Origin of the sequence: Streptomyces sp. WAC07094, assembly GCF_036320405.1 — a bacterium.
Classification (GTDB): Bacteria; Actinomycetota; Actinomycetes; order Streptomycetales; family Streptomycetaceae; genus Streptomyces; species Streptomyces lannensis.
The window spans coordinates 7,965,013-7,987,559 of the sequence record NZ_JAVMJZ010000001.1; the positions used below are offsets into that span (position 1 = coordinate 7,965,013).

The window sequence follows — 22,547 nt, forward strand, 5'->3', positions numbered from 1 at the left end:
ATGGCCGCGCCCGCGACACCGGGCGACCGGGACCGGCTGCTGTCGGGGACGCACCATGATCCGCACTCGGTGCTGGGTGCCCACCCCGTGGCGGGCGGGATCGTCTTCCGTGTACTGCGCCCGGCCGCGCTCTCGGTCACCGTCGTGACGGAGGACGCCTGGGCCGAGCTGTATGACGACGGTGGCGGCTTCTTCTCGGGGTTGCTGGCGCTGCCCGGGATTCCGGAGTACCGGCTCCTGGTGGCCTACGAGGACACCGTACTGGAGTCGGACGACGCCTACCGTTTCCTGCCGGCCCTCGGCGAACTCGATCTGCACCTCATCGGTGAAGGGCGCCACGAGCAGCTCTGGAAGGCGCTCGGTGCCCGTGTGATGACGCATGGAGGAGTCCGCGGTACACGATTCACGGTGTGGGCGCCGAACGCCCGGGGCGTACGCGTGTCCGGTGATTTCAACTTCTGGGACGGCACCGGCCACCCGATGCGTTCGCTGGGCTCGAGCGGTGTCTGGGAGCTGTTCGTGCCGGGCGTCGGCGAGGGCGCGCTCTACAAGTACGACATCACCCGGCCCGACGGGTCCAGGACGCTGCGGGCCGACCCGCTCGCGCGCCGTACGGAGACTCCTCCGAACACGTCCTCGATCGTGCATGCGTCGCATCACGAGTGGGGGGACGGGGAGTGGCTGGCGCATCGCGCGGACACCGCGGTGCACCGGGCGCCGTTCTCCGTGTACGAGGTGCATCTGCCGTCCTGGCGGCCGGGGCTGACCTACCGTCAGCTCGCTGGGCAGCTTCCCGCGTATGTGAAGGAGCTGGGCTTCACGCATGTGGAGCTGATGCCGGTCGCCGAGCACCCCTTCGGCGGTTCCTGGGGCTACCAGGTCACCGGCTTCTACGCGCCCACCGCCCGGCTGGGCGGCCCCGACGACTTCAAGTACCTCATCGACGCGCTGCACCAGGCCGGTATCGGTGTCCTGATGGACTGGGTGCCGGCGCACTTCCCGCGCGACGACTGGGCGCTGGCCGAGTTCGACGGGCACGCCCTGTACGAGCACCAGGACCCGCTGCGGGCCGCCCACCCGGACTGGGGCACCCTGGAGTTCGACTACGGCCGGCGCGAGGTGCGCAACTTCCTGGTCGCCAACGCCGTGTACTGGTGCGAGGAGTTCCACATCGACGGGCTGCGGGTGGACGCGGTCGCCTCGATGCTCTACCTGGACTACTCCCGCGAGCCCGGTCAGTGGAGCCCGAACGAGCACGGCGGCCGGGAGAACCTGGACGCGGTCGCCTTCCTGCAGGAGATGAACGCCACCGTCTACCGCCGCTGCCCCGGCGTCGTCACCGTCGCCGAGGAGTCCACCGCCTGGGACGGCGTCACCCGCGCCACGCACCACAGGGGCCCGAGCGGCTTCGGCGGTCTGGGCTTCGGACTGAAGTGGAACATGGGCTGGATGCACGACTCGCTGCAGTACATGAGTCATGAGCCGGTCCACCGCAGGTACCACCACCACGAGATGACGTTCTCGATGGTGTACGCCTACAGCGAGAACTACGTGCTGCCGATCTCCCACGACGAGGTCGTGCACGGAAAACGCTCGCTGGTGTCGAAGATGCCGGGCGACTGGTGGCAGCAGCGCGCCAACCACCGCGCCTACCTGGGCTTCATGTGGGCCCACCCGGGCAAGCAGCTCCTGTTCATGGGACAGGAGTTCGCCCAGGGCGCGGAATGGTCCGAGGCCCACGGCCCCGACTGGTGGCTGCTGGACCCGGCCTACGGCGCACAGGCCGACCACCGCGGCGTACGCGACCTGGTACGCGACCTGAACGCCGTCTACCTGCGCACCCCGGCCCTGTGGCAGCGGGACACCGAACCCTCCGGATTCCGGTGGACGGTCGGGGACGCCGCCGAGGACAACGTGTTCGCGTTCCTGCGCTACGACGACGAGGACACACCCGTGCTGGCCGTGTCCAACTTCTCCCCCGTCGTACGCCACGACTACCGCCTCGGCGTCCCCGACGACATCCCCGCCTGGCACGAACTGCTCAACACCGACCTGGCCAAGTACGGCGGCAGCGACATCCACAACCCCGACCCGATTCCTTCCGAACCCGGTCGCGGACACGGTGTGCGCCTCACCCTCCCTCCCCTCGCCACCGTCTGGTTGCGACCCGCCGTTCCATACATCGACGGCGGGGCGCAGCCGCTCTCGGAACGGTGAATCCACCATTCACAGAGGAATTCCCGGACCGTTTTTCGTGAATTCTCTTCCCGGTGTCACGTGCCGGAATCGAATGAACGCCGAGAGTCATCCGGTGGTGTAATTGTTTGCCGGAATGGAATTCGGGAATGGCCTTATCAAGTGCTTCGGACAGGAGGCACGTTCGTGGGAGCCGGCCCCACCGGATCCCGGGTGTCCGTCCTGTTCGCGTGTGCGCGCCCTCCCACGGTGACTGTCCAGTCAGCCCCTTGAGGGAGTTGAAAAGCACCATGCGCATCACGGTCAAGACCAAGCAGCATCCGCACGACGACGCTCCCGATACGGCCGAGGCCTTCGCCCGGCTCCGGGCTCTGCCCGACGGCCCCGAACGGCACACCCTGCGTGACGGGATCGTCCAGTCGTGGCTCCCCATGGCCGAGCGCATCGCACGCCGCTACCGAGGCCGGGGCGAGTCCATCGAGGACCTGTGCCAGGTCGCCGCGCTGGGCCTGGTCAAGGCGGTCGACCGTTACGACCCCGGTCGCGGGTACGCATTCGAGAGCTATGCCATACCCACGATCACCGGGGAGATCAAGCGGCACTTCCGCGATCACATGTGGGTGCTGCACGTGCCTCGGCGCGTCCAGGACCTGCGCAATCGGGTACGTGTCGCGGTCAAGGAGATCTCGCAGGAGACACCCGGTCACGGCCCGACCGTCGACGAGATCGCCGAGCACGCCCACCTCAGTGAGGAGGACGTCCGGGTGGGCCTGGAGGCGATGGACAGCTTCACCGCCCTGTCCCTGGACGCGGAGGTGGCGGGGAGTGACGACGGCTACGCGCTGGGCGACGCCCTGGGTGAGTCCGATTCCGGATACGACCTCATCGTGGACCGCGAGGCCGTGAAGCCGTGCCTGCAGTCCCTGCCGGAACGCGAGCGCACGATCCTCTATCTCCGCTACTTCCGTGGCATGACCCAGAGCCGGATAGCGAGTCAGCTCGGCATTTCCCAGATGCATGTCTCGCGTCTGCTCAGCGGGTGCTGCGCGCGAGTGCGTGAAGAAGCGCTTGCCGACAGATCCTGATGCCGAAACCCACCCGCTCCGCCACCTCACCGGGTCCGGCCTGCATCCGGCCGCCCGGCCGCTCATCGACCGGACGGCCGTTTGCGGTGGGCTCACTGCCGAACCCTCCCGGGAACGGTTGGCCAGTGCGCCGACCCTTTCCGGACTATCCGCGAGGAGGTATTCGAAACACTCCTGCGCCGGACGGAGAGGCGAAATCCCTGAGCTGCCGCCGTCGGGGACCCCACCGGGGCGGTCGGTCTCAGTGGGTCGGCGGGTCCTCCGGAAGCTGCGTCGGGCCGTACCGGTCGAGTGTCTCCTCGAGGAGAACGCGCAGATGTTCCGGCAGCTCTCCGTCGCGGCCCCAGACGAGTATCAGCTCCGCGACGTTGCGCAGCTTGATGTTTGCATGCTGGGAGACCTCCCTGAGTACCTCCCACCCCTGGTCGGGGCTGACATGCCCCAGGGCGACGAGCATGCCGATCGCCTGGTCCACGACCGCGTGGGAGGCCACGGCCTCCTTGAGCTGGTCGACCTCCTCCTCCAGCTGAAAGATCCGCTCCGACTCGGAAGCGGTGGTGTCCGGCTCCTCGTTCCCCGGACGGGGTCTCGTGGTCATCGTCCCCTCCGGGTGGCGAGGCTTCGGCACTGTCTGGCTTACCCCCCATCGTCGCCACTCGACCAGGTGTGTGCGAGCCGGGGGAGGGTACTGGGGCGGCACAGCGGGCCACGGAGGTGATGCTGTCGTGAGCCGTCCCGACGACTACGGGGCCGGCGCCTACGACGCCACCCCCTTCCTGCCGCATGGCGGCGGGCTCGAGGCGTACCGGCGCGCCGCCGAAGGCTGTCGGGGATGCCCCCTGTACGAGAACGCCACGAGGACGGTGTTCGGCAAGGGTGACGCCTCGGCGCGGATCGTGCTGGTGGGAGAGCAGCCGGGCGATCAGGAGGACCGGACGGGTGAACCCTTCGTCGGCCCGGCCGGGCGTCTGCTGGACCGGGCGCTGGAGGAGGCAGGCATCGACCGGGGCGCCGCCTATGTCACCAACGCGGTCAAGCACTTCAAGTTCACCGTCGCCGAACGCGGCAAGCGGCGTATCCACAAGGCGCCCAGCCTGCGGGAGGTGTCCGCCTGCCGGCCGTGGATGCGCGCCGAGCTGGACCTCGTGCGACCCGAGGTCGTGGTGGCGCTGGGCGCGACCGCGGGCAAGGCGCTGCTGGGCAGCTCCTTCCGGGTGACCAGGGACCGGGGGAGCGTGATGCCGATGCCCGGCTCCGACGATCAGCGGTGCGTCGTCGCGACCGTGCACCCCTCGGCGATCCTGCGGGCCGACGACCGGGAATCCGCGTACGCCGGGCTGGTCTCCGACCTGAAGGTGGTGGCGAGGGTGCTCGACGGGCGTGCCTAGACCCGTGCGGACCGGTCGACGCCCGCCCGTCCCGGCGGGCGGCACCCGTACGGCCGGTGGCTGTGGGAGGGGCCCCGGACGGCTCAGCACAACGAGCGTGACCGCTCGCTCCGCCGGTGCAATGGACGGGTGACCGCGCCTCCGGACGACTGCCTCGCGCGCAACGAGTGGATCTGCGGCGAGTATGTGCGCAGTCGCCGGCACATCCTGTTCGACGCGGTGCTGCAGCATGTGGAGCTGACCGGCGTGTCCGTGCTCATCGCCCTGGTCGTCGCTGTGCCCCTGGCCGTGCTGGCGCGCCGCTGGGGGTGGGCAGCCACCCCCGTCCTCGCCGTCACCACGGTCCTCTACACGATCCCGTCGCTGGCGATGTTCTCGCTGCTCCTTCCGTTCTACGGGCTCTCGGCGGCGCTGGTGGTGGCCGGTCTCGTCCTGTACTCGCTCACCCTGCTGGTGCGGAACATCCTCGCGGGGCTGCGTGCCGTGCCCGAGGAGACCCGGCAGGCCGCCCGCGGCATGGGATACGGTCCGCTGCGGCTGCTGCTCACCGTCGAACTGCCGCTCGCTCTGCCCGCTGCCATGGCCGGGTTGCGCATTGCCACCGTCTCGGCCGTCTCGTTGGTCACGGTCGGGGCGATCGTCGGATTCGGCGGGCTCGGGAACCTGATCTACGCGGGCATGAACACGTATTTCAAGGCGCAGGTGCTGACCGCGTCCGTGCTGTGCGTGGTGATCGCGGTGGCTGCCGATCTGCTGCTGCTCGCGGTGCAGCGCCTGATCACCCCCTGGACCAGGACGAGACGGGGATGAAGACCCTCGACGACACCTGGAACTGGCTCGCCGACTCCGCGCACTGGGCGGGCGACGACGGCATCTGGCACCGGTTGGCGCAGCACCTCGTCCTGACCGTCACGTGCCTGGTCGTCAGCTGCCTGATCGCGCTTCCGGTCGCGTTCGTCCTCGGGCATATCGGCAAGGGCGGCGTGCTCGCGGTCAACATCTCCAACGTCGGCCGCGCGGTCCCCACGTTCGCCGTGCTGGTGCTCCTGCTGCTCACCCCGGTCGGCGCCTGGGGCGAGGGACCGACCGTCGTCGCCCTCGTCCTGTTCGCCGTGCCGCCGCTGCTCACCAACGCGTACGTGGGCATGCGCGAGGTCGACCGGGATGTGGTGCGGGCCGCACGGGGGATGGGGATGACGGGCCGCCAGACGCTGTTCCGCGTCGAACTGCCCCTGTCGCTGCCGCTGGTCCTCAACGGGGTGCGGATCGCCGCCGTGCAGCTCGTCGCGACCGCCACGATCGCCGCCCTGGCGGGCGGCGGCGGGCTCGGACGCATCATCACCGCGGGATTCAATCTGGCCAGTACGCCGCAGGTGGTCGCCGGGGCCCTGCTCGTGGCCGGCTTCGCGCTGATCGTCGAAGGGATCTTCGAGACCGTCGAGCGGCTGGCACTGCGCCGGACCAGGGGCGCGCCGTGAGGTGGTGGGCCGCGGCGGTGGGAATGCTGCTGATCGCGGGTTGCACGACGGGACCCTCACTGGAGACACGGGGCCGGGTCACCGCGCCGCCCGGGGACAGCCGGCATCTGACCGTCGGCTCGGCGGGATTCACCGAGAGCGACCTGCTTGCCCACATGTACGCAACTCTGCTGAACCACGCCGGTTACCGCACATCCGTCCTCACCGTCGCCAACCGCGAACTGTACGAGCCCGCGCTGGAGTCGGGGCAGATCGACGTCGTACCGGAGTACGCGGCCACTTTCGCGGACTGGCTCAACACCAGGACCCATGGGTCGGACGCCCCGCCCGTCGGTTCGCCGGACCTCGCCGCCACCATGCGGTCCCTGCGGGAACTGGCCGCTCCGCGCGGACTCTCCGTGCTCGACCCCGGCCGCGCGGTCGCCCAGAACGCCTTCGCGGTGACACGCGCGTTCGCGCGCCGGCACCAGCTGAGAACGCTCGGCGACCTCGGCCGATCCGGACTGAAGGTGCGGCTCGCGGCGGGCGACGAGTGCGTCCGCAGACCGTACTGCGCACCGGGCCTGAAGAAGACGTACGGCATCGACATCACGGCCGTGGACCCCAAGGGCGTGGGGACGGTCCAGGCGAAGCGGGCCGTGCAGAGCGGGCGGGACCAGATGGTGCTGACCACCACGACGGACGCGACCCTCGACGAGTTCGGACTCGTGCTGCTCGCCGACGACAGACATCTGCAGAACGCGGACTACGTCGTCCCGGTCGTCAACCGCGCCCGCGCGGGCACCGCACGTGTCGCCAAGGCGCTCGGCGCCCTGGCCCCCGTACTCACCACGCAGGACCTGGCGTCGATGAACCGGCAGGTGGACAGCTGGCGGCGGCTGCCCGAGGACGTGGCGCGCAACTATCTGCAGGAAAAGGGCCTGCTGAAGTGACGCGCCGATGCCGCCCGGCCGGTCGTGAGCAGGTCATGCGGAAGGAAAATCTGTTCCCATCGGGCGAGGGGGCGGTGCGTGCGGCGCGGTAGAAAGGAGCCATGCCGCAGAGCGAGACCCGAGCGGGGGCCATGGACGATGTCGACGCGGTCACCCGTGCGGTCCTGACCGCGTCCCGCCTCCTGGTCTCGGTCTCGGCCCGCTCCCTGGCCGAGGTCGAGGAGCGGGTCACACTCCCGCAGTTCCGCATGCTGGTCGTGCTGGCCCTGCAGGGTGCCACCAAGCTGGTCGCGCTCGCCGACCTGCTCCAGGTGGCACCCTCGACGGCGATGCGTATGGTCGACCGCCTCATCGCCGCCGGTCTGGCCGACCGGCAGACCAACCCCGACAACCGCCGCGAGACGCTGCTGCGGCTCACCGACGAGGGGCGGAAGGCCGTCGACGACGTCACCGCCAGGCGACGTGCCGAGATCGCCGCGATCGTCGCACAGCTCGCGCCAGGGCAACGGGCGGCGCTCATCGAGGCCTTGACCGTCTTCAACGAGGCCGGGGGAGAGCCGCCCGTTCCCGGCGCGGCCGACGCGGAGCCGCATCCGCTCGGCTGGGCGGACCCGTCGCCCGCGCACGACGCCTGACCCCGCTCGGGCGTCCGGCGCAGGGCTCCTGGTTCAGCCGACCGTCGGGCTGGGAGCCGGACTGGGGGCGGCGGTGTTCACGTTCAGGTCGGGGCGCGGCGTGAGGACGACCATCGGTTCGCCCGCCTGGGGCGGGGGCGGCGTCATCTGGTCCTTGGGGAGCTTGGGCGGGGTGGTCTCCTGGAAGAGGACCTGATCGAAGTTGATCACACCGGTCTTCTCCATCATGGTGATGTGGTCGAGCACGGTGTCGTTGGCCAGGTCGGCGAGCTGACGCACCAGGGTGTTCTTCGTGGTCCCGCGGATCTTGGCGATGACCGGGAAGATCTGACCGTGGGTCACCCGCATGATGTTGGCGGCCGTGATGTCGAACTGCTTCCCGTTCTCCGCCGCCGAGGTCGCCACGAACTGCTGCTGTTGCGGGCTCGCCTGGTTCGGGAGGGTGATGCCCAACTCGGGGGCGATCTTGCGGCACATAGCGTCGAGTCCGGCGTGCCCGACGATCAGATGCTTGCCTGCCTCCTTCATCTCCGGAGACGCCCCCTTCTTCAGCGCGATCTCGCCCAGGGGGTACTCCCACAGTCCCGCGGCACGCACCTTGACCACGAAGTCGCGGTCCGCCTCGGTGAGCGGGCCGTAACGGGTGTTGGCGATGACGCGGTCCGGGGAGCTGGACGTCGTCTGGACACCGAGCATGGCGGGGTAGGCGAGGGCAGTGAGGGTCAGGCCCAGCGCACCGGCCACGAAGACGGTTCCGGCCATGTTGCGGGATATGGGCATGCTGTCTCCAGGAGCGAGCGGCTGTAATGCCAGTGAGTACGTAGCGGTCGCTCCGATCCATCATTGCCCAGGGTAAAAATTGCACGCTGTCATGTGTCATGCGTCACATGGCGTGCCGCGGCGCCTCGTTCCGGCGTCCGGCGGCCTCCGAGGGTCGACCGGACCACGGCGCCGGGCCCGGGACCTCCCGGGGCGGTCGAGCGCGTCGTGGACGCGAACTCCTCCCGACAGTACGGCGAAAGCCCGCGTCCACGGTCGTTCCGATCGGCTCACACGGCGGTGGGTGCACCGAACCACTTCGGCAGTCGGCCGAGCAGCTCCTCGGGGTCGTCGCCTGCCCAGACCACATGACCGTCCGGACGCAGGAGCACGGCGGGTGCGTCCAGTTCCTCGGCGGCGTCGACGACATGGTCGACCCGGTCCTCCCAGCCCGCCACCGAGAGCCGGCCGGTCCGGTCGAGCAGCAGCCCGCGGCCGGCGCGCATCCGCTCGTAGAGGCGCCCCTGCTTCAGTCCCATGTCCCGCAGTCGCCGGCCGAGCAGTTCATGGCCCGCGCCGAAGTCGTAGCGGATCCCGATCGCGATGATCTTCTCGGTCAGATACCGGTTCACCTCCTCGAAGGCCATCAGCTCGGTCACCAGTTTGCGCACCGCGCGGGCTCCCGGCTCGAGGGACATCAGCTCCATCTGCGCGCGGGTGTTGTCCAGTACGTCGGCGGCCACGGGGCGCCGTTCGGTCTCGTAGCTGTCCAACAGTTCCCGCGGCGCCCAGCCGTCGACCTCGGCGGCCAGCTTCCAGCCGAGGTTGAACGCGTCCTGGATACCGAGGTTGAGTCCTTGCCCGCCCGTCGGCGGGTGGACGTGCGCGGCATCGCCGGCCAGCAGCACCCGGCCCACCCGGTAGCGTTCGGCCAGCCGGGTGCCGTCGCCGAAGCGCGACAGCCAGCGCGGCGAGTGCACACCGAAGTCGGTGCCGGCGACCACCCGGAGCTGCTCTCTGACCTCCTCGAGGGTGGGGGGCACCGAGCGGTCCTCGGCCACGCCCTCGGCGGGCACGACGAACCGGAACACCCCGTCCCCGAGGGGCATGAACCCGAACCGGAACTGGGTCTTGCGGACTTCGGCCATCACGGCGGCCAGTTCCTCGGGCGGGGCGGTCAGCTCGACCTCGCCCAGCAGCGTCTCGACCCGGCTGGGTTCGCCGGGGAAGCCGACGCCGAGCAGTCTGCGTACCGTGCTGCGGCCGCCGTCGCAGCCGACGAGGTAGCGCGAGCGCAGCCGTGTGCCGTCGGCCAGTTCGACGGTCACCCCGTCCTCGTCCTGGCTCAGCCCCACCAAAGTGCAGCCACGGCGGATCTCGGCGCCGACCTCCACGGCGTGTTCGGCCAGCAGGCGGTCGGTGACGGTCTGCGGGATGCCGAGGACGTAACCGTGCGCGGTGTCCAGCCGCTCCGGTGAGGGCTTGCTGATACCGGCGAAGAAGCCGCCGACCGGATGCTGCTTGCCGAGCGCGAGGAACCGGTCCAGGAGACCGCGCTGGTCCATCACCTCGATACTGCGCGCATGCAGTCCGAGCGAGCGGACGACCCTCGTCGGCTCGGCATCCTTCTCCAGAACGACCGCGTGCACGCCGTGCAACCGCAACTCGCCGGCCAGCATCAGGCCCGTCGGTCCGCCGCCGGCGATGATCACGTCGATCACAGAAATCCCCCATTCGATCCGGTGCATTCCCGCCGGGCCGCTGTGCGGAGCCCTGCGGTGCGCACAGCCGCAGCCGTGCGCGGCTGGAGATTCTGCAGTACGACCAGGGCCTTGCGGCAAGGCCCCCCGTGCGCTATACGTTGAGAAGGGTAAGGGGCAGTGATCCCCTTGCCCTTTGTCGTCTCCGGACCGAGGACGCTCCTCACGGTTCGCTCGCCGCCCTGAGGTCCGACGCCGTTCAGCCGCGCACCCTCGATGACACGGCGCACCTCCATGAGCCCTTTATGCGTCCGCCACCGACTCGAACCGAACCTCCCCCCGCGGGACGCCCCGTGCATCCGCGTCCACCGAGCGGCGCAGCGCCTCATGGAGTTTGGCCGGGGTCAGCACACCGAGGAAGCGCGCCCCGTCCAGCACCGCCACCCACCCGGCGTCGTGCTGCAGCATCTCCCCGAAGGCCTGCTTGAGCGAGGCGCCGACCGGGACCCAGGCGTTCATCCGGCGGGCGTGGTCGCGGACCAGGCCGCCCGTACCGAGTTCGCCGGCCCCGGCCCACCCGTGCAGATCGCCCACGGCGTCGAGCACCACGGCCCAGCGGGAGCCCTCCGCGCGCAGGCGGTCCGCGGCCCGTGCGGCGGGTTCGTCGAGGCGTGCGACCGGTGGCTGTGCCAGGTCGCTCGGTTCGATCCGGGTCACGGAAAGCCGCTTCAGACTGCGGTCCGCGCCCACGAAGTCGGCGACGTACGACGTGGCGGGCGCGCCCAGTACCGCCCCCGGCGTGTCGAACTGCTCGATGCTCCCCTGCCCGTACACCGCGATCCGGTCGCCGAGCCGGACCGCCTCCTCGATGTCGTGCGTGACCAGCAGCACCGTCTTGCGGACGGCCGCCTGCATCCGCAGGAACTCGTCCTGCAACTGCTCCCGCACCACCGGGTCCACCGCCCCGAACGGCTCGTCCATCAGCAGCACCGGCGGGTCCGCGGCCAGCGCCCTCGCCACGCCGACGCGCTGCCGCTGGCCGCCCGACAACTGGTCGGGATAGCGCGGCCCGTACGTCGACGGATCCAGACCGACCAGATCGAGCAGCTCGGCGGCCCGCGCCCGGGCCCTGGCCCTCTTCCAGCCGATCAGCGAGGGCACGGTCGCCGTGTTGTCGAGAACCGTGCGGTGCGGAAAGAGGCCCCCCTGCTGGATCACATAGCCGATCCGCCGCCGCAGACGCACCGGGTCGACGGCCGCGACGTCCTCACCGTCCACGAAGATCCGCCCCGAGGTCGGCTCGATCAGCCTGTTGACCATCATCATCGTTGTCGTCTTGCCACAACCGGACGGTCCGACGAGGGTGACCAGCTCGCCCTCGGCGACCGCGAAGGACAGGTCCCGCACGGCCGTGGTGCCGTCCGGATACCGCTTGGTGACCTCCTCGAACCGGATCATTCCCTCACGCTAACGGCGCCGGTCACTCCTCGCTCACCAGCACCACCTCCAGGGTGCGCGGACCGTGCACCCCCTCGACCCGGTCCAGCTCGATGTCGCTCGTGGCGGACGGCCCGGAGATCCAGGTGAGCGGGCGCGCCGGGTCGAGACGCTCCAGCGCCTCGGGCACGGACGACACGACCTGCCCGGGCACGCGCACGACGCAGATGTGGTGGTCGGGGACGAGCGTGATGCGGCGCCGGCCCTGGTCCGGCGAGCCGTCCAGCACGATGGTGCCGGTCTCGGCGATGGCGACCGCACAACCGGTGACCACGCTGTCGACACCGTCCAGCTCGTACGGGGTGCTCTCGGCGCGGTCGGGGACCTGCTCCACGCCCGAGAGCCAGCCGGGCGGCAGCCCCTGCGGCACGGCGACCCGGTGTGCGCCCCGGGCGGTAAGCAGCCGGGCGAGGAGCGCCGGGAGGTGCTCCGTGTCGCTGCGGTGCACGATCGCGCGATAGTCCGCCAGGTTCTCCGCGAGGAGGTCCACGGTCTCCTCGACGGTGCGGTCGCCGTGCCGCCGCAGATAGGCACGGGACATCGCCTGCTCGTACGGCGTGTCGTCCCTGCCCGTGTCCGCCAGCGCGCGCCGTACCCGGCCCAGGACGAGATCCCTGCTGCTCACCTTGCCTCCTGCCCTCCGTGCGTACGCTGCCACCAGTCGCGGAACGGTTCGGCCGGCACCGCGGGCAGCTCCCGGCTCGCGCTCCAGGCCCTGCCGGGCCCCGGAAGGGTCCGCGGCAGGAAGCGGCGCGAGCGCGACGCGAGACGCTGGCCCGAGCGCAGCGCGCCCGGGTGGCCGAAGGCCCAGCGTGCGGCCCGCATCGCCGCCCGCTCGGCGGCATGGCCCTTCGCCGGCTTCAGCACGACCTTGTTGCCCGCCCGTGTCACGGTCCCGCCCTCCACGACCCGCTCCCGGAGATGCACCAGCACCTCCGGGATGTCGATGGCGACCGGGCACACCTCGTAGCAGGCCCCGCACAGCGAGGACGCGTACGGCAGCGAGGCGTCGATCTCGCTCTCGGTCCCTCGCAGCTGCGGGCTGAGGATGGCGCCGATGGGGCCGGGGTAGACCGACCCGTAGGCATGGCCGCCCGCCCGCTCGTAGACCGGGCAGACATTGAGACACGCCGAGCAGCGGATGCAGCGAAGCGCCTGGCGTCCGACCTGGTCGGACAGCGTGTCGGTGCGGCCGTTGTCCAGCAGGACGAGATGGAAGGCCCGGGGGCCGTCGGCCGTCTCGGCGTCCGTGGTACCCGTCCACATGCTGGTGTACGGGTTCATCCGCTCCGCGGTCGAGGAGCGGGGGAGTGTCTGCAGGAACACCTCGAGGTCCCGCCAGGTCGGCACGATCTTCTCGATGCCCACGACGGAGATCAGCGTCTCTGGCAGGGTGAGGCACATCCGACCGTTGCCCTCCGACTCGACCACCACGAGCGTGCCGGTCTCGGCGACCATGAAGTTGGCACCGGAGATGCCCACCTTGGCGCGCAGGAACTTCTCACGAAGGTGCAGCCGGGCCGCCTCGGCCAGTTCGGCGGGTGTGTCGGTCAGCCCGTCGGGGGCCGGGCGCCCCCATTCGCCCATCTCGGAGCGGAAGATGTCGCGGATCTCGCCGCGGTTGCGGTGGATCGCGGGGACCAGGATGTGGGAGGGGCGGTCCTTGCCCAACTGCACGATGAGCTCGGCGAGATCGGTCTCGTACGCCCGGATGCCCTCCGCCTCCAGCGCTTCGTTGAGGCCGATCTCCTGCGTGGCCATGGACTTGACCTTGACGACCTCGGACTCGCCGGTCGCCTTGACCAGTCCGGTGACGATCCTGTTGGCCTCGTCCGCGTCGGCCGCCCAGTGGACGGTGCCGCCCGCGGCGGTGACCGCCTCCTCCAACTGCATCAGATAGCGGTCCAGATGACGCAGTGTGTGGTCCTTGATCTGCCGGCCCGCCTCCCGCAGCTGTGCCCAGTCGGACAGCTCCGCGACCGCCTTGGCGCGCTTGGCCCGGATGGTGTGAGTGGCGTGCCGCAGATTCCCGCGCAGGGTCTTGTTGCCGACCGCCGCGTGCGCGGCCTCGGGGAACGACGGCATCCCGACGAATGTCCCGCTCATGCGATGAGCCCCTTCACCCGGACGACGGTCCTCATACCAGCGGGTCCCCCTTCGTGCTCGCCAGGATCTCCGCGATGTGCACAGGGCGCATCCCGACATGCAGCCGGGCCATCGTCCCGCCGATGTGCATCAGGCAGGAGTTGTCGGCCGCGCACAGCGTCTCGGCGCCCGTGGACTCGGCGTTGCGCACCTTGTCGACGCCCATGGCCGCCGAGACATCGGAGTTCTTCAGGGCGAAGGTGCCACCGAAACCGCAGCACTCCTCGGCGCCCGGCAGCTCGACCAGTTCCAGTCCCTCGACGGCCCGCAGCAGCCGTTCGGGACGGTCGCCGAGGCCCAGGCTCCGCAGGCCGTGACAGGTCGGGTGGTAGGTGACCCGGCGGGGGTAGTAGGCGCCCACGTCCGTCACGCCCACCACGTCCACGAGGAACTCCGTGAGCTCGTAGGTCTTCGGGACCACGGGTGCCAGAGCGGTCGCGACGGCTTCTCCGCGCCCCTCCGCACGCGCTCGCTCACCCATCCGCGGGTACAGCTCCCGCACCATCGCCCCGCACGACCCCGAGGGTGTCACGATGGCGTCGTACTCCCGGAAGACATCGGAGAACTTCAGCGCGAGCGGCTCCGCTTCATGGCGATACCCCGTGTTGTAGTGCGCCTGCCCGCAGCAGGTCTGCGCCATCGGGAAGTCGACCTCAACGCCCAGCCTGGACAGGAGTTTCACCACGGCGCGCCCGGTGTTCGGATAGAGCGTGTCGTTGACGCAGGTCAGGAACAGGGCGACACGCATCGCGGCTCCTTGTGGTCGATCATCGGATGAGTGCAGCGTAATCGGCATGCGTGGTCTGGGCGAGACCCCGGTTCACGGCGTGGCGATCCGGGCCTGCGCATCACGCCAGGGACCCGTGTCGCCCTGTGGCTCGTACCGCGTCAACCGCTGCGTGCGGGCAAGCAGTCGGCGCATCCCGGCACGGTCGCCGACGAGTCCGTGGGTCCGTGCCTGGACCAGCACATTGCCGAGAGCCGCGGCCTCCGTCGGGCCGGCCACCACCGGCAGCCCGCACGCGTCGGCGGTCAGCTGGCACAACAGGGCGTTGCGGGCTCCCCCTCCGACGATGTGCACGACGTCGACCGGATGGTCGGCGAGCCGCTGGGCATCGGCGACGGCCCGGTGGTGGGCGAGTGCGAGGGAGTCGAGGATGCAGCGGGTGATCTCGGCCGGAGAGTTCGGCACCGGCTGACCGGAGGCGCGGCACGCCTCGGCGACACGTGCCGCCATCCGCCCGGGGGCGAGGAACGCCGCGTTCCCCGCGTCCACGACGGACCGCAGGGCGGGCTCGCCTGCGGCAGCGGACAGCAGCGCGGGCAGGTCCGGCTCGCCCCACTCCCGCAGACACTCCTGGAGCAGCCACAGTCCCATGATGTTGCGCAGATAGCGGACGGTGCCGTCCAGCCCCAGCTCATTGGTGAAGTTGGCGGCGCGGCCCGCCTCGGTCAGCACCGGAGCCGCGAGCTCGAGTCCGGCCAGGGACCAGGTGCCGGTGCAGATGTAGGCGAACCGCTCACCGGCGGCCGGTACGGCGGCCACCGCGGACGCCGTGTCGTGGGACCCGACCGTCGTCACCGGAACGGGGCCGGCCAGACCGGTCTCCTCCAATACCTCGGGACGCAGCACACCTGCCGGATCGCCGGGCCGCCGCAACGGGGCGAACAGGCTCAGATCGATGCCGAGACGGCTCGCCACGTCGTAGGACCAGTCCCGGGTCCGGGGATCGATGAGCTGAGTGGTGGACGCGTTGGTCAGCTCGGTGCCCTGCTCGCCGGTGAGCCAGTGGATCAGCAGGTCGGGGATGAGCAACAGCCTCCTCGCCCGGTCCAGTTGCTGCGTGTCACGCGCCGCCGTCAGCTGGTAGAGCGTGTTGAACGGCGCGTACTGCAACCCCGTCGCGGCGTACAGCTCCCCGGGCGGGACCGTCGCCCACACCTTCTCCGCGGCCCCTTCGGTGCGGGTGTCGCGGTAGTGGACCGGATTGCCGAGCAGGGCGCCGTCGGCGTCCAGGAGGCCGTAGTCGACCGCCCAGCTGTCGATGCCGACCGAGTCGACCCGGCCTGCCGAGCGCAACCCGTCGAGAACACCCGCGTACAGCGCGAGGATGTCCCAGCGCAGCCCCTCGGGGACCCGCACGGGCCGGTTCGGGAACCGGTGCGCCTCGCTGAGTTCCAGGGTGCCCGGGCCCACGCGGCCGACCATGACACGCCCGTTGGAGGCGCCCAGGTCGACCGCGGCGTACGACTTCACGGCCGCACTCATCGAAGGAACGCGGCCGCCACGCCGGCGTCCACCGGGACGTGCAGTCCCGTGGTGTGGGTGAGGTCCCCGCCGGTCAGCGCGAAGACCGCGGCCGCCACGTGCTCGGGCAGCACCTCCCGCTTGAGGATGGTGCGCTGGGCGTAGAACTCGCCGAGCTTCTCCTCCTCCACCCCGTACACGGCCGCCCGTTGGGCGCCCCAGCCGCCCGCGAAGATGCCCGAGCCGCGCACCACACCGTCGGGGTTGACACCGTTGACGCGGATGCCGTGCTCGCCCAACTCCGCTGCCAGCAGCCGTACCTGATGTGCCTGGTCGGCCTTGGTCGCCGAGTAGGCGATGTTGTTGGGGCCGGCGAAGACGGCGTTCTTGGAAGCGATGTAGACGATGTCCCCGCCCAGTTCCTGGGCGATCATCACCCGGGCCGCCTCGCGCGAGACGAGGAAGGAGCCCCGGGCCATGATGTCGTGCTGGAGGTCCCAGTCCTTCGCCGATGTCTCCAGGAGCGGTTTGGAGATGGAGATCCCGGCGTTGTTGACCACCAGGTCGACTCCGCCGTAGGCCAGCACCGCCGCCTTGAACGCCTCGCCGATCTGCTCCTCGGATGTGACGTCCACGGTGACCGCGACGGCCCTGTCCGCGCCGCCGAGTTCCTCGGCGACGGCGGCGGCCCTGTCGGCGTCGATGTCCGCGACCACCACGCACGCGCCCTCCGCGGCCAGGCGGTGCGCGATCGCCTTCCCGATGCCGCTGCCCGCGCCCGTCACCAGTGCCACCCGGGTGGCGAGCGGCCTGGGCTTCGGCATCCGCCGGAGCTTGGCCTCCTCGAGCGCCCAGTACTCGATGCGGAACTTCTCCGACTCCTCGATCGGCGCGTACGTCGACACCGACTCGGCGCCGCGCATCACGTTGATCGCGTTGACGTAGAACTCGCCCGCCACCCGGGCGGTCTGCCTGTCCTTGCCGAACGAGAACATGCCGACGCCCGGCACGAGCACGATCGCCGGGTCGGCACCGCGCATCGCGGGCGAGTCCGGCAGGGCGTGCCGCGCGTAGTAGGCCGCGTACTCCTCGCGGTAGGCGGCGTGCAGCTCCTTCAGCCGGGCCGTCACCTGCTCGAGCGGGGCTGTCGGCGGCAGGTCGAGGACCAGCGGCCGGACCTTGGTCCGCAGGAAGTGGTCAGGGCAGGAGGTGCCGAGCGCGGCCAGACGCGGGTGCCCGGAACGGGCGAGGAAGTCGAGGACGGCGTCCGCGTCGGTGAAGTGGCCGACCTGAGCCCGGTCCTGGGAGGCGACGGCACGGATGTGCGGGGCCAGGGCCGCCGCCCGCTCCCGCCGCTCCGCCTCCGGCAGTGCCTCGTACCCCTCGATCACCGGTCCGAACGGCTCGGGCCTTCCGTGTTCGGCGAGGAAGGCCTCGGCGGTACGGATGATGTGCAGCGAGTTGCGCTCGCACTCCTCGGAGGTGTCCCCCCAGGCAGTGATGCCGTGCCCGCCGAGAACACACCCGACGGCCCGCGGATTGGCCTTCCTCACCGCGGCGATGTCCAGGCCGAGTTGGAAGCCGGGGCGCCGCCACGGCACCCACACCACCGTGTCGCCGAAGCACTCGGCGGTCAGCTTCTCCCCGTCGGCGGCGCAGGCGAGCGCGATGCCGGAGTCGGGGTGCAGATGATCGACATGGGCCGCGTCGACCATCCCGTGCATGGCCGTGTCGATGGAGGGGGCCGCGCCGCCCTTTCCATGCAGACAGTAGTCGAATGCGGCGACCATCTCGTCCTCGCGCTCGACGCCCGGATAGACCTCCGTCAGCGCCCGCAGCCGGTCGAGCCGCAATACGGCCAGGCCCGCCTCGGTGAGGGTGCCGAGGTCGCCACCGGACCCCTTGACCCACATCAGCTCGACGTCACCACCGGTCACGGGGTCGCGGTCGGTGCCCTTCGCGGAGGCGTTGCCACCGGCGTAGTTGGTGTTGCGGGGATCGGCGCCGAGCCGATGGGAGCGGGCCAGGAGGGCGGCGGCTTCGGGGTGAGGTGCCATGGCTTCTCGGTCCTCCGGTGGGACGGCTTGAATCGTTTCAGGAACGTAATGGCCGTCCGGGTCCGACGTCAAGACATCGGTCGTCGGCGGACGGCCGCCGTCTGTTCGAGGGCGGGGTGCCGGCAAGCCCCCCGTCGGTGACATAACGGACATCGCTCGGCACTCTGCATGAAACGATTCATGTACAGGAACGAGAAGGCCTACGGCTGCGGCGTCAGATCGCGACGGTGGGCGTACCGTGAGCGCCGGACTCGAGCCGCGTCGCCCCGGACCCGTCAGGGGCCGCGGCCCTCGCTGCTCCCGCCCTCGGGACGACCTCGGTGCCCCTCGTCCGCCGCGATCCTGTCGACCATGTCGGAAAGCTGGCTGCAGGCCTGCTGGATGTCGTGTTGGGTCTGATTGCGCTCGCCGACCGCCGCCCCGAGGAGCAGCGCGGTGAATGCGATGGAGCCGTTGAACGCCTGCAACGTGATCATGTTCGTGAGCAGGTTGTGCGCGGCGAAGGGGCCCGTTCGCTCCGCGGCAGCGACGATCGCGAAGGTCGACAGCGCCAGTGCGCAGGGTGCGGCCCCTGCCCGCTGGAACCGGAAGGCCGCCCAGATCAGCACCGGGAAGCCCAGGAACAGGAGCGGAACGGGGCTGGTCTGGAGAAAGCCCACGCAGACGGTCGCCGCCACGAGCAGGGCCCCCTCCAGCCAACGGGCCGCAGGAACGGACCGCGGTCGGCGGAGCGAGCGGAGGACGAGCAGCACGGGGGCGACCAGCAGGACGCCCATGGCGTCGCCGGTCCACCAGACCGACCAGGTCGGCCAGAACCCCTGGGCCGACAGCACACCGGCGAGGAGCAGGGTGACGCTGCCCACCGTCGCACTGACGAGCATCCCGGTGAGCGCACCGAGGAAGACCAGGGCGAGGGCGTCCCGCAGCCGGTCCATCTCCGTGCGGAAACCGGCACGGCGCAGGAGCGCGTACGAGCAGAGAGGGGCGAGCGTGTTCCCGGCGACGATCGCGAGCACGGCGGGCAGCGACGGTCCGAGCCACAGGTTGATCAGGAGCGCGCCCAGCGCGATGCCGGGCCAGATCCTGCGGCCGAGGAGCAGCAGGCCGGCGAGCGCGATGCCGGTCGACGGCCACAGCGGGGTGACCTGTCCGCGCACCAGTTGCTGGAGGAGGCCCAGCCTGCCCACGGCGTAGTACAGCGCGGCCACGGCGCAGATCTCCAGGGCGGTGATGCCACCGCGCCGGAGCCTTTCACGCCGCACGCCACTCATCGGGAGGTCTCCCCATCGGCTCACCCCCGATCTCCATCGTCCGTCCCCGGCGCCGGATGCACCACGTCGACGGCGGGCGGCCGTGTGCGGGGTCAGGACCGCACGGCGGGATTCAGCCCCTGGGCGTCCTGATGGCCAGGATGGCCATGTCGTCGTGCCCGTCGCTGGGGTGGCTGTCGGCGAGGGCCTGGACGAAGTCCTCCAGGGGCAGATCGGCGTGGGAGGCGGCGAGCGCGGCGAGCTCGTTCAGACTTTCGTCGATGGGATGTTCGGGATGCTCGACGAGCCCGTCGGTGAAGAACACCACGGTGGTGTCCGGGGGCAGCGGATGGGTGTGTTCGGGGCGGGGCTCGCCGGTGTCCACCCCGAGGGGCAGCCCGGGCTCGGCGAACAGATACTCCGTTCGCCGGTCGGGGGTGAGGAGCAGCGGTGGGATGTGGCCCGCGGTGCTCCAGTTCAGCCGCCACGCCGCGCCTTCCGGTTCGATGCGGGCCAGGCACGTCGTCGTGACGGGTGGGTCGGTGACGGCCTGCAGGATGCGGTCGAGGTGGGCGAGGACCGACCCCGGCGGGTTGCGGCGGTCGAAGAGCAGGGCCCGCAACATGTTGCGGGTGCAGGCCATGGTGGCCGCGGCGTGCATGTCGTGGCCGACCACGTCGCCGATGACGACGGCCACCACGTTGTCCGGGAGCAGGATGGCGTCGTACCAGTCACCACCGAGACGACTGGGTTCGGCGGCGGGCCGGTAGATGGCAGCTGCGGTGAAGGGCCGCAGATCGGGCAGGGTCGGCAGGAGCAGCCGCTGGAACTGCTCGGACGCGGAGCGCACCCGTTCGAACAGGCGGACGTTGTCGATCGCGATACCGGCCGCGCTGGCGAGGGCCAGCACGATGTTCTCGTCGTGTACGTCGAAGGACTGTCCGTCGTGCCGCTCGGAGAGGTAGAGATCACCGTAGATACGGCCGCGAATGGTGATCGCGACCCCGAGCAGGGTGTGCAGGCGGGGATGGCCCGGGGGGAATCCGGCTGAGGCCGGGTGCGCGGAGACGTCGTCGATCCGCAGCGGTTCGGGGTGGTGGATCAGATATCCGAGCACACCTTCACCGAGCGGCAGGCCGACGGCGGCCAGGTCGGCACGTTCCTGCTCCGTGAGACCCTCGGTGATGAACTCCTCCAGGTGCTCCCCGGACTCGTTGAGCACACCCAGCGCCCCGTACCGGGCACCGACCAGTTCCATGGCGGTGGTCACGATACGGTGCAGCACCGCATGCAGTTCCACCTCGCGGCTGATGGCCACCACCGCGTCCAGCAGGCCCTGCAGCCGGTCCATCGCGGCGAGCAGGGCACGCAACTGCTCGTCGATCCGGCCCAGCTCTTCGCGCAGACGCAGGCGGAGGGCGGGAAGCCCGGGCTCCTTCGACTCCTTCCCCTCCTTGTCACCGGCCATCACAAGTGCCTGTCCGCCCACCGACCGCGGCGGATCCGCTCACCCAGCCACTCACCCGAGCGGTACACCGCGGCCTCCCGACTCGACCGTGATCGACAGCACCACAGCCTGACACGACGGGACGGAGCACCGCGCCGATTACTCCGCACGCGGCATGCCACGTCGTCCGGGAGACGGACGGGACCGCGCGAGGCGTTCCGTCCGGCGGGTGGTGTCGGCCGGGGGAGTGCTGGGAGTCCTGCGCCGGGTGTGCCGGGTGGGCCCGAGGAGCCCCGGGCGTTCCCGTAGGGGTGGGTCGGGTCGGCCCGACGAGCCGCGGCGCCCCGCCCGGTGTGGTGCGTCGGGTCGCGACCGGGAGCCTCAGGCGCCCCAGCCGGCCTGTTGCCCGCCCACCCGCTCCACCGCGATCTTCTCGGCCCAGCCTGAGCGCCGGTACGCGGCGATCGGGTCGGGATCGAGGCCGACCTCCTGGCGGACCTCGGCGAGGAGAGGGCGTACGTCGGTGTTGTACGCGTCCATCAGCACCGCGTTCGCCTCGAGGACGTCACCGGAGCGCTGTGCCGCGACCAGCGCGTCCCGGTCCACGAGCAGCGCCTTGGCCGTCGCCTCCTGCACGTTCATCACCGAACGGATGATGGCCGGGATCTTCGCCTCGATGTTGTGGCACTGGTCGAGCATGAAGGCGACGCCCGGACCGAGCCCGCCACCGCGGACGACCTCGTACATGATGCGGAACAGCTGGAAGGGATCGGCGGCACCGACCATGAGGTCGTCGTCGGCGTAGAAGCGGGAGTTGAAGTCGAACCCGCCGAGCTTCCGCTCGCGCAGCAGCGTGGCGACGATGAACTCGATGTTGGTGCCGGGAGCGTGGTGACCGGTGTCCACGACGACCTGGGCCTTCTCACCGAGCCTGAGGCAGTGGGCGTAGGCGGTGCCCCAGTCCGGGACGTCGGTCGAGTAGAAGGCCGGCTCGAAGAGCTTGTACTCCAGCAGCATGCGCTGTCCGTCGCCGAGTCGTCCGTAGACCTCGGCGAGACCTTCGGCCAGCCGGTCCTGACGCTCCCGGATGTCGTCCTGACCGGGGTAGTTGGTGCCGTCGGCGAACCAGAGTTTGAGATCCCGTGAGCCGGTGGCGTCCATGATGTCGACGCACTCGAGCAGGTGGTCGACGGCCTTGCGGCGCACGCCCGGATCCGGGTGGCAGATGCTGCCCAGCCGGTAGTCGTCGTCCTGGAAGGTGTTGGAGTTGATGGCGCCCAGCGTCACACCGCGCTCCCGCGCGTACTGCGCCAGAGCGGCGTAGTCGTCGACCTTGTCCCACGGGATGTGCAGGGCCACCGTCGGCGCCGCACCGGTGAACTCGTGCACCTTCGCGGCGTCGTCCAGCTTCTCGCGCGGATTGCGGGGCACCCCCGCTTGCGCGAAGACCTTGAAGCGTGTGCCCGAGTTCGCATACGCCCATGACGGCGTCTCGACTGCCAGTGTCTTCAGAGCGGCCTTCACCGCGGCGAGCTCGGTCACTTCGGGGCTCCTGAGGCGTCAGTTGAAAGCATGCTGCATGAAACGATTCAGGGAGCGAAGCTATGAGTCCTCCCCGGAGGTGTCAAGCCTTCCGGCAGCTGATGCCTACGAAGACCGTGCGGCGACCTCTGGCTATCGAAAGTTTTTCGATGCGACCCCATTGACGTGACATGGTCGGCGCGCCTAAC

At 70.4% G+C, this 22,547-nt stretch carries 19 protein-coding genes; 7 read left to right on the forward strand and 12 right to left on the reverse strand.

The genetic code is table 11. From position 1 onward, the window contains the following. Together glgB and RCR19_RS35715 are read left to right on the forward strand one after the other, a co-directional pair. Positions 1–2,217: a 1,4-alpha-glucan branching enzyme gene (gene glgB / locus RCR19_RS35710; protein WP_331269646.1), complete on the forward strand. Its 2,217-nt coding sequence runs from the start codon at positions 1–3 to the stop codon at positions 2,215–2,217. Between the two features lie 269 nt (positions 2,218–2,486). After that, on the forward strand, positions 2,487–3,281 hold the full coding sequence (locus RCR19_RS35715; RefSeq protein ID WP_331268886.1) for a SigB/SigF/SigG family RNA polymerase sigma factor: 795 nt from the start codon (positions 2,487–2,489) through the stop codon (positions 3,279–3,281). Positions 3,282–3,522: 241 nt separating this feature from the next. On the opposite strand, the gene RCR19_RS35720 is transcribed toward RCR19_RS35715, so the two are convergent. Then, positions 3,523–3,879, reverse strand: a complete 357-nt coding sequence (locus tag RCR19_RS35720) for an ANTAR domain-containing protein (protein WP_331268887.1) — start codon at positions 3,877–3,879, stop codon at positions 3,523–3,525. A 127-nt stretch (positions 3,880–4,006) separates the two neighbouring features. On the opposite strand from RCR19_RS35720, the gene RCR19_RS35725 reads away from it, so the two are divergent. From RCR19_RS35725 to RCR19_RS35745, 5 genes are all read left to right on the forward strand, one after another. Next, entirely contained in the window at positions 4,007–4,669 is a 663-nt protein-coding gene (locus RCR19_RS35725) for a UdgX family uracil-DNA binding protein (RefSeq protein ID WP_331268888.1), read from the forward strand. Between the two features lie 129 nt (positions 4,670–4,798). Then, the gene (locus tag RCR19_RS35730; RefSeq protein ID WP_331268889.1) at positions 4,799–5,479 is read left to right on the forward strand and encodes an ABC transporter permease; all 681 of its coding nucleotides are present in this window, start codon (positions 4,799–4,801) and stop codon (positions 5,477–5,479) included. Beyond that, positions 5,476–6,147 (forward strand): ABC transporter permease, encoded by a 672-nt coding sequence (locus RCR19_RS35735; RefSeq protein ID WP_331268890.1) that lies wholly within the window; start codon positions 5,476–5,478, stop codon positions 6,145–6,147. Before RCR19_RS35730 ends, RCR19_RS35735 begins: the two co-directional genes overlap by 4 nt. A 23-nt stretch (positions 6,148–6,170) precedes the next feature. Continuing rightward, positions 6,171–7,079, forward strand: coding sequence for an ABC transporter substrate-binding protein (locus tag RCR19_RS35740; protein WP_331269647.1), 909 nt, complete (start codon positions 6,171–6,173; stop codon positions 7,077–7,079). Between the two features lie 101 nt (positions 7,080–7,180). Beyond that, positions 7,181–7,714, forward strand: a complete 534-nt coding sequence (locus tag RCR19_RS35745) for a MarR family transcriptional regulator (RefSeq protein WP_331268891.1) — start codon at positions 7,181–7,183, stop codon at positions 7,712–7,714. Between the two features lie 33 nt (positions 7,715–7,747). Here RCR19_RS35745 and RCR19_RS35750 read toward each other — a convergent pair whose 3' ends face one another. The 11 genes from RCR19_RS35750 to rhaI all read right to left on the reverse strand — a co-directional run bounded on the left by RCR19_RS35750 (position 7,748) and on the right by rhaI (position 22,359). Continuing rightward, positions 7,748–8,494, reverse strand: coding sequence for a DUF4142 domain-containing protein (locus RCR19_RS35750; protein WP_331268892.1), 747 nt, complete (start codon positions 8,492–8,494; stop codon positions 7,748–7,750). Positions 8,495–8,763: 269 nt separating this feature from the next. Further along, on the reverse strand, positions 8,764–10,194 hold the full coding sequence (gene rox, locus RCR19_RS35755) for a rifampin monooxygenase (protein WP_331268893.1): 1,431 nt from the start codon (positions 10,192–10,194) through the stop codon (positions 8,764–8,766). A 282-nt stretch (positions 10,195–10,476) separates the two neighbouring features. Continuing rightward, positions 10,477–11,631: a betaine/proline/choline family ABC transporter ATP-binding protein gene (locus RCR19_RS35760; protein WP_331268894.1), complete on the reverse strand. Its 1,155-nt coding sequence runs from the start codon at positions 11,629–11,631 to the stop codon at positions 10,477–10,479. Positions 11,632–11,653: 22 nt separating this feature from the next. Beyond that, the gene (locus RCR19_RS35765) at positions 11,654–12,295 is read right to left on the reverse strand and encodes an LUD domain-containing protein (RefSeq protein ID WP_331268895.1); all 642 of its coding nucleotides are present in this window, start codon (positions 12,293–12,295) and stop codon (positions 11,654–11,656) included. Next, positions 12,292–13,776: a LutB/LldF family L-lactate oxidation iron-sulfur protein gene (locus RCR19_RS35770; protein ID WP_331268896.1), complete on the reverse strand. Its 1,485-nt coding sequence runs from the start codon at positions 13,774–13,776 to the stop codon at positions 12,292–12,294. Before RCR19_RS35770 ends, RCR19_RS35765 begins: the two co-directional genes overlap by 4 nt. Positions 13,777–13,807: 31 nt before the next feature. Further along, positions 13,808–14,563, reverse strand: coding sequence for a (Fe-S)-binding protein (locus tag RCR19_RS35775; RefSeq protein ID WP_331268897.1), 756 nt, complete (start codon positions 14,561–14,563; stop codon positions 13,808–13,810). 72 nt (positions 14,564–14,635) lie between these two features. After that, the gene (locus RCR19_RS35780) at positions 14,636–16,084 is read right to left on the reverse strand and encodes a rhamnulokinase family protein (protein WP_331268898.1); all 1,449 of its coding nucleotides are present in this window, start codon (positions 16,082–16,084) and stop codon (positions 14,636–14,638) included. After that, the gene (locus RCR19_RS35785) at positions 16,081–18,120 is read right to left on the reverse strand and encodes a bifunctional aldolase/short-chain dehydrogenase (RefSeq protein ID WP_331268899.1); all 2,040 of its coding nucleotides are present in this window, start codon (positions 18,118–18,120) and stop codon (positions 16,081–16,083) included. The genes RCR19_RS35780 and RCR19_RS35785 overlap by 4 nt, the downstream gene beginning before the upstream one ends. A 275-nt stretch (positions 18,121–18,395) precedes the next feature. Further along, complete coding sequence (locus RCR19_RS35790; protein WP_331268900.1) at positions 18,396–19,391, reverse strand: MASE1 domain-containing protein; 996 nt, start codon at positions 19,389–19,391, stop codon at positions 18,396–18,398. A gap of 112 nt (positions 19,392–19,503) precedes the next feature. Then, positions 19,504–20,838, reverse strand: coding sequence for a GAF domain-containing SpoIIE family protein phosphatase (locus tag RCR19_RS35795; RefSeq protein ID WP_331268901.1), 1,335 nt, complete (start codon positions 20,836–20,838; stop codon positions 19,504–19,506). 360 nt (positions 20,839–21,198) lie between these two features. Continuing rightward, positions 21,199–22,359, reverse strand: a complete 1,161-nt coding sequence (rhaI, locus tag RCR19_RS35800) for an L-rhamnose isomerase (protein WP_331268902.1) — start codon at positions 22,357–22,359, stop codon at positions 21,199–21,201. Positions 22,360–22,547: the final 188 nt, after the last annotated feature.

Bases quoted from the DNA above. Each gene is read 5' to 3' on its own strand.
- RCR19_RS35775 (WP_331268897.1), bottom strand. From the start codon at position 14,563: ATGCGTGTCGCCCTGTTCCTGACCTGCGTCAACGACACGCTCTATCCG.
- RCR19_RS35745 (WP_331268891.1), top strand. From the start codon at position 7,181: ATGCCGCAGAGCGAGACCCGAGCGGGGGCCATGGACGATGTCGACGCG.
- RCR19_RS35715 (WP_331268886.1), top strand. From the start codon at position 2,487: ATGCGCATCACGGTCAAGACCAAGCAGCATCCGCACGACGACGCTCCC.
- RCR19_RS35770 (WP_331268896.1), bottom strand. From the start codon at position 13,776: ATGAGCGGGACATTCGTCGGGATGCCGTCGTTCCCCGAGGCCGCGCAC.
- RCR19_RS35760 (WP_331268894.1), bottom strand. From the start codon at position 11,631: ATGATCCGGTTCGAGGAGGTCACCAAGCGGTATCCGGACGGCACCACG.
- RCR19_RS35785 (WP_331268899.1), bottom strand. From the start codon at position 18,120: ATGGCACCTCACCCCGAAGCCGCCGCCCTCCTGGCCCGCTCCCATCGG.
- RCR19_RS35790 (WP_331268900.1), bottom strand. From the start codon at position 19,391: ATGAGTGGCGTGCGGCGTGAAAGGCTCCGGCGCGGTGGCATCACCGCC.
- RCR19_RS35795 (WP_331268901.1), bottom strand. From the start codon at position 20,838: ATGGCCGGTGACAAGGAGGGGAAGGAGTCGAAGGAGCCCGGGCTTCCC.
- RCR19_RS35750 (WP_331268892.1), bottom strand. From the start codon at position 8,494: ATGCCCATATCCCGCAACATGGCCGGAACCGTCTTCGTGGCCGGTGCG.
- RCR19_RS35740 (WP_331269647.1), top strand. From the start codon at position 6,171: ATGCTGCTGATCGCGGGTTGCACGACGGGACCCTCACTGGAGACACGG.
- RCR19_RS35720 (WP_331268887.1), bottom strand. From the start codon at position 3,879: ATGACCACGAGACCCCGTCCGGGGAACGAGGAGCCGGACACCACCGCT.
- RCR19_RS35780 (WP_331268898.1), bottom strand. From the start codon at position 16,084: ATGAGTGCGGCCGTGAAGTCGTACGCCGCGGTCGACCTGGGCGCCTCC.
- RCR19_RS35735 (WP_331268890.1), top strand. From the start codon at position 5,476: ATGAAGACCCTCGACGACACCTGGAACTGGCTCGCCGACTCCGCGCAC.
- glgB (WP_331269646.1), top strand. From the start codon at position 1: ATGGCCGCGCCCGCGACACCGGGCGACCGGGACCGGCTGCTGTCGGGG.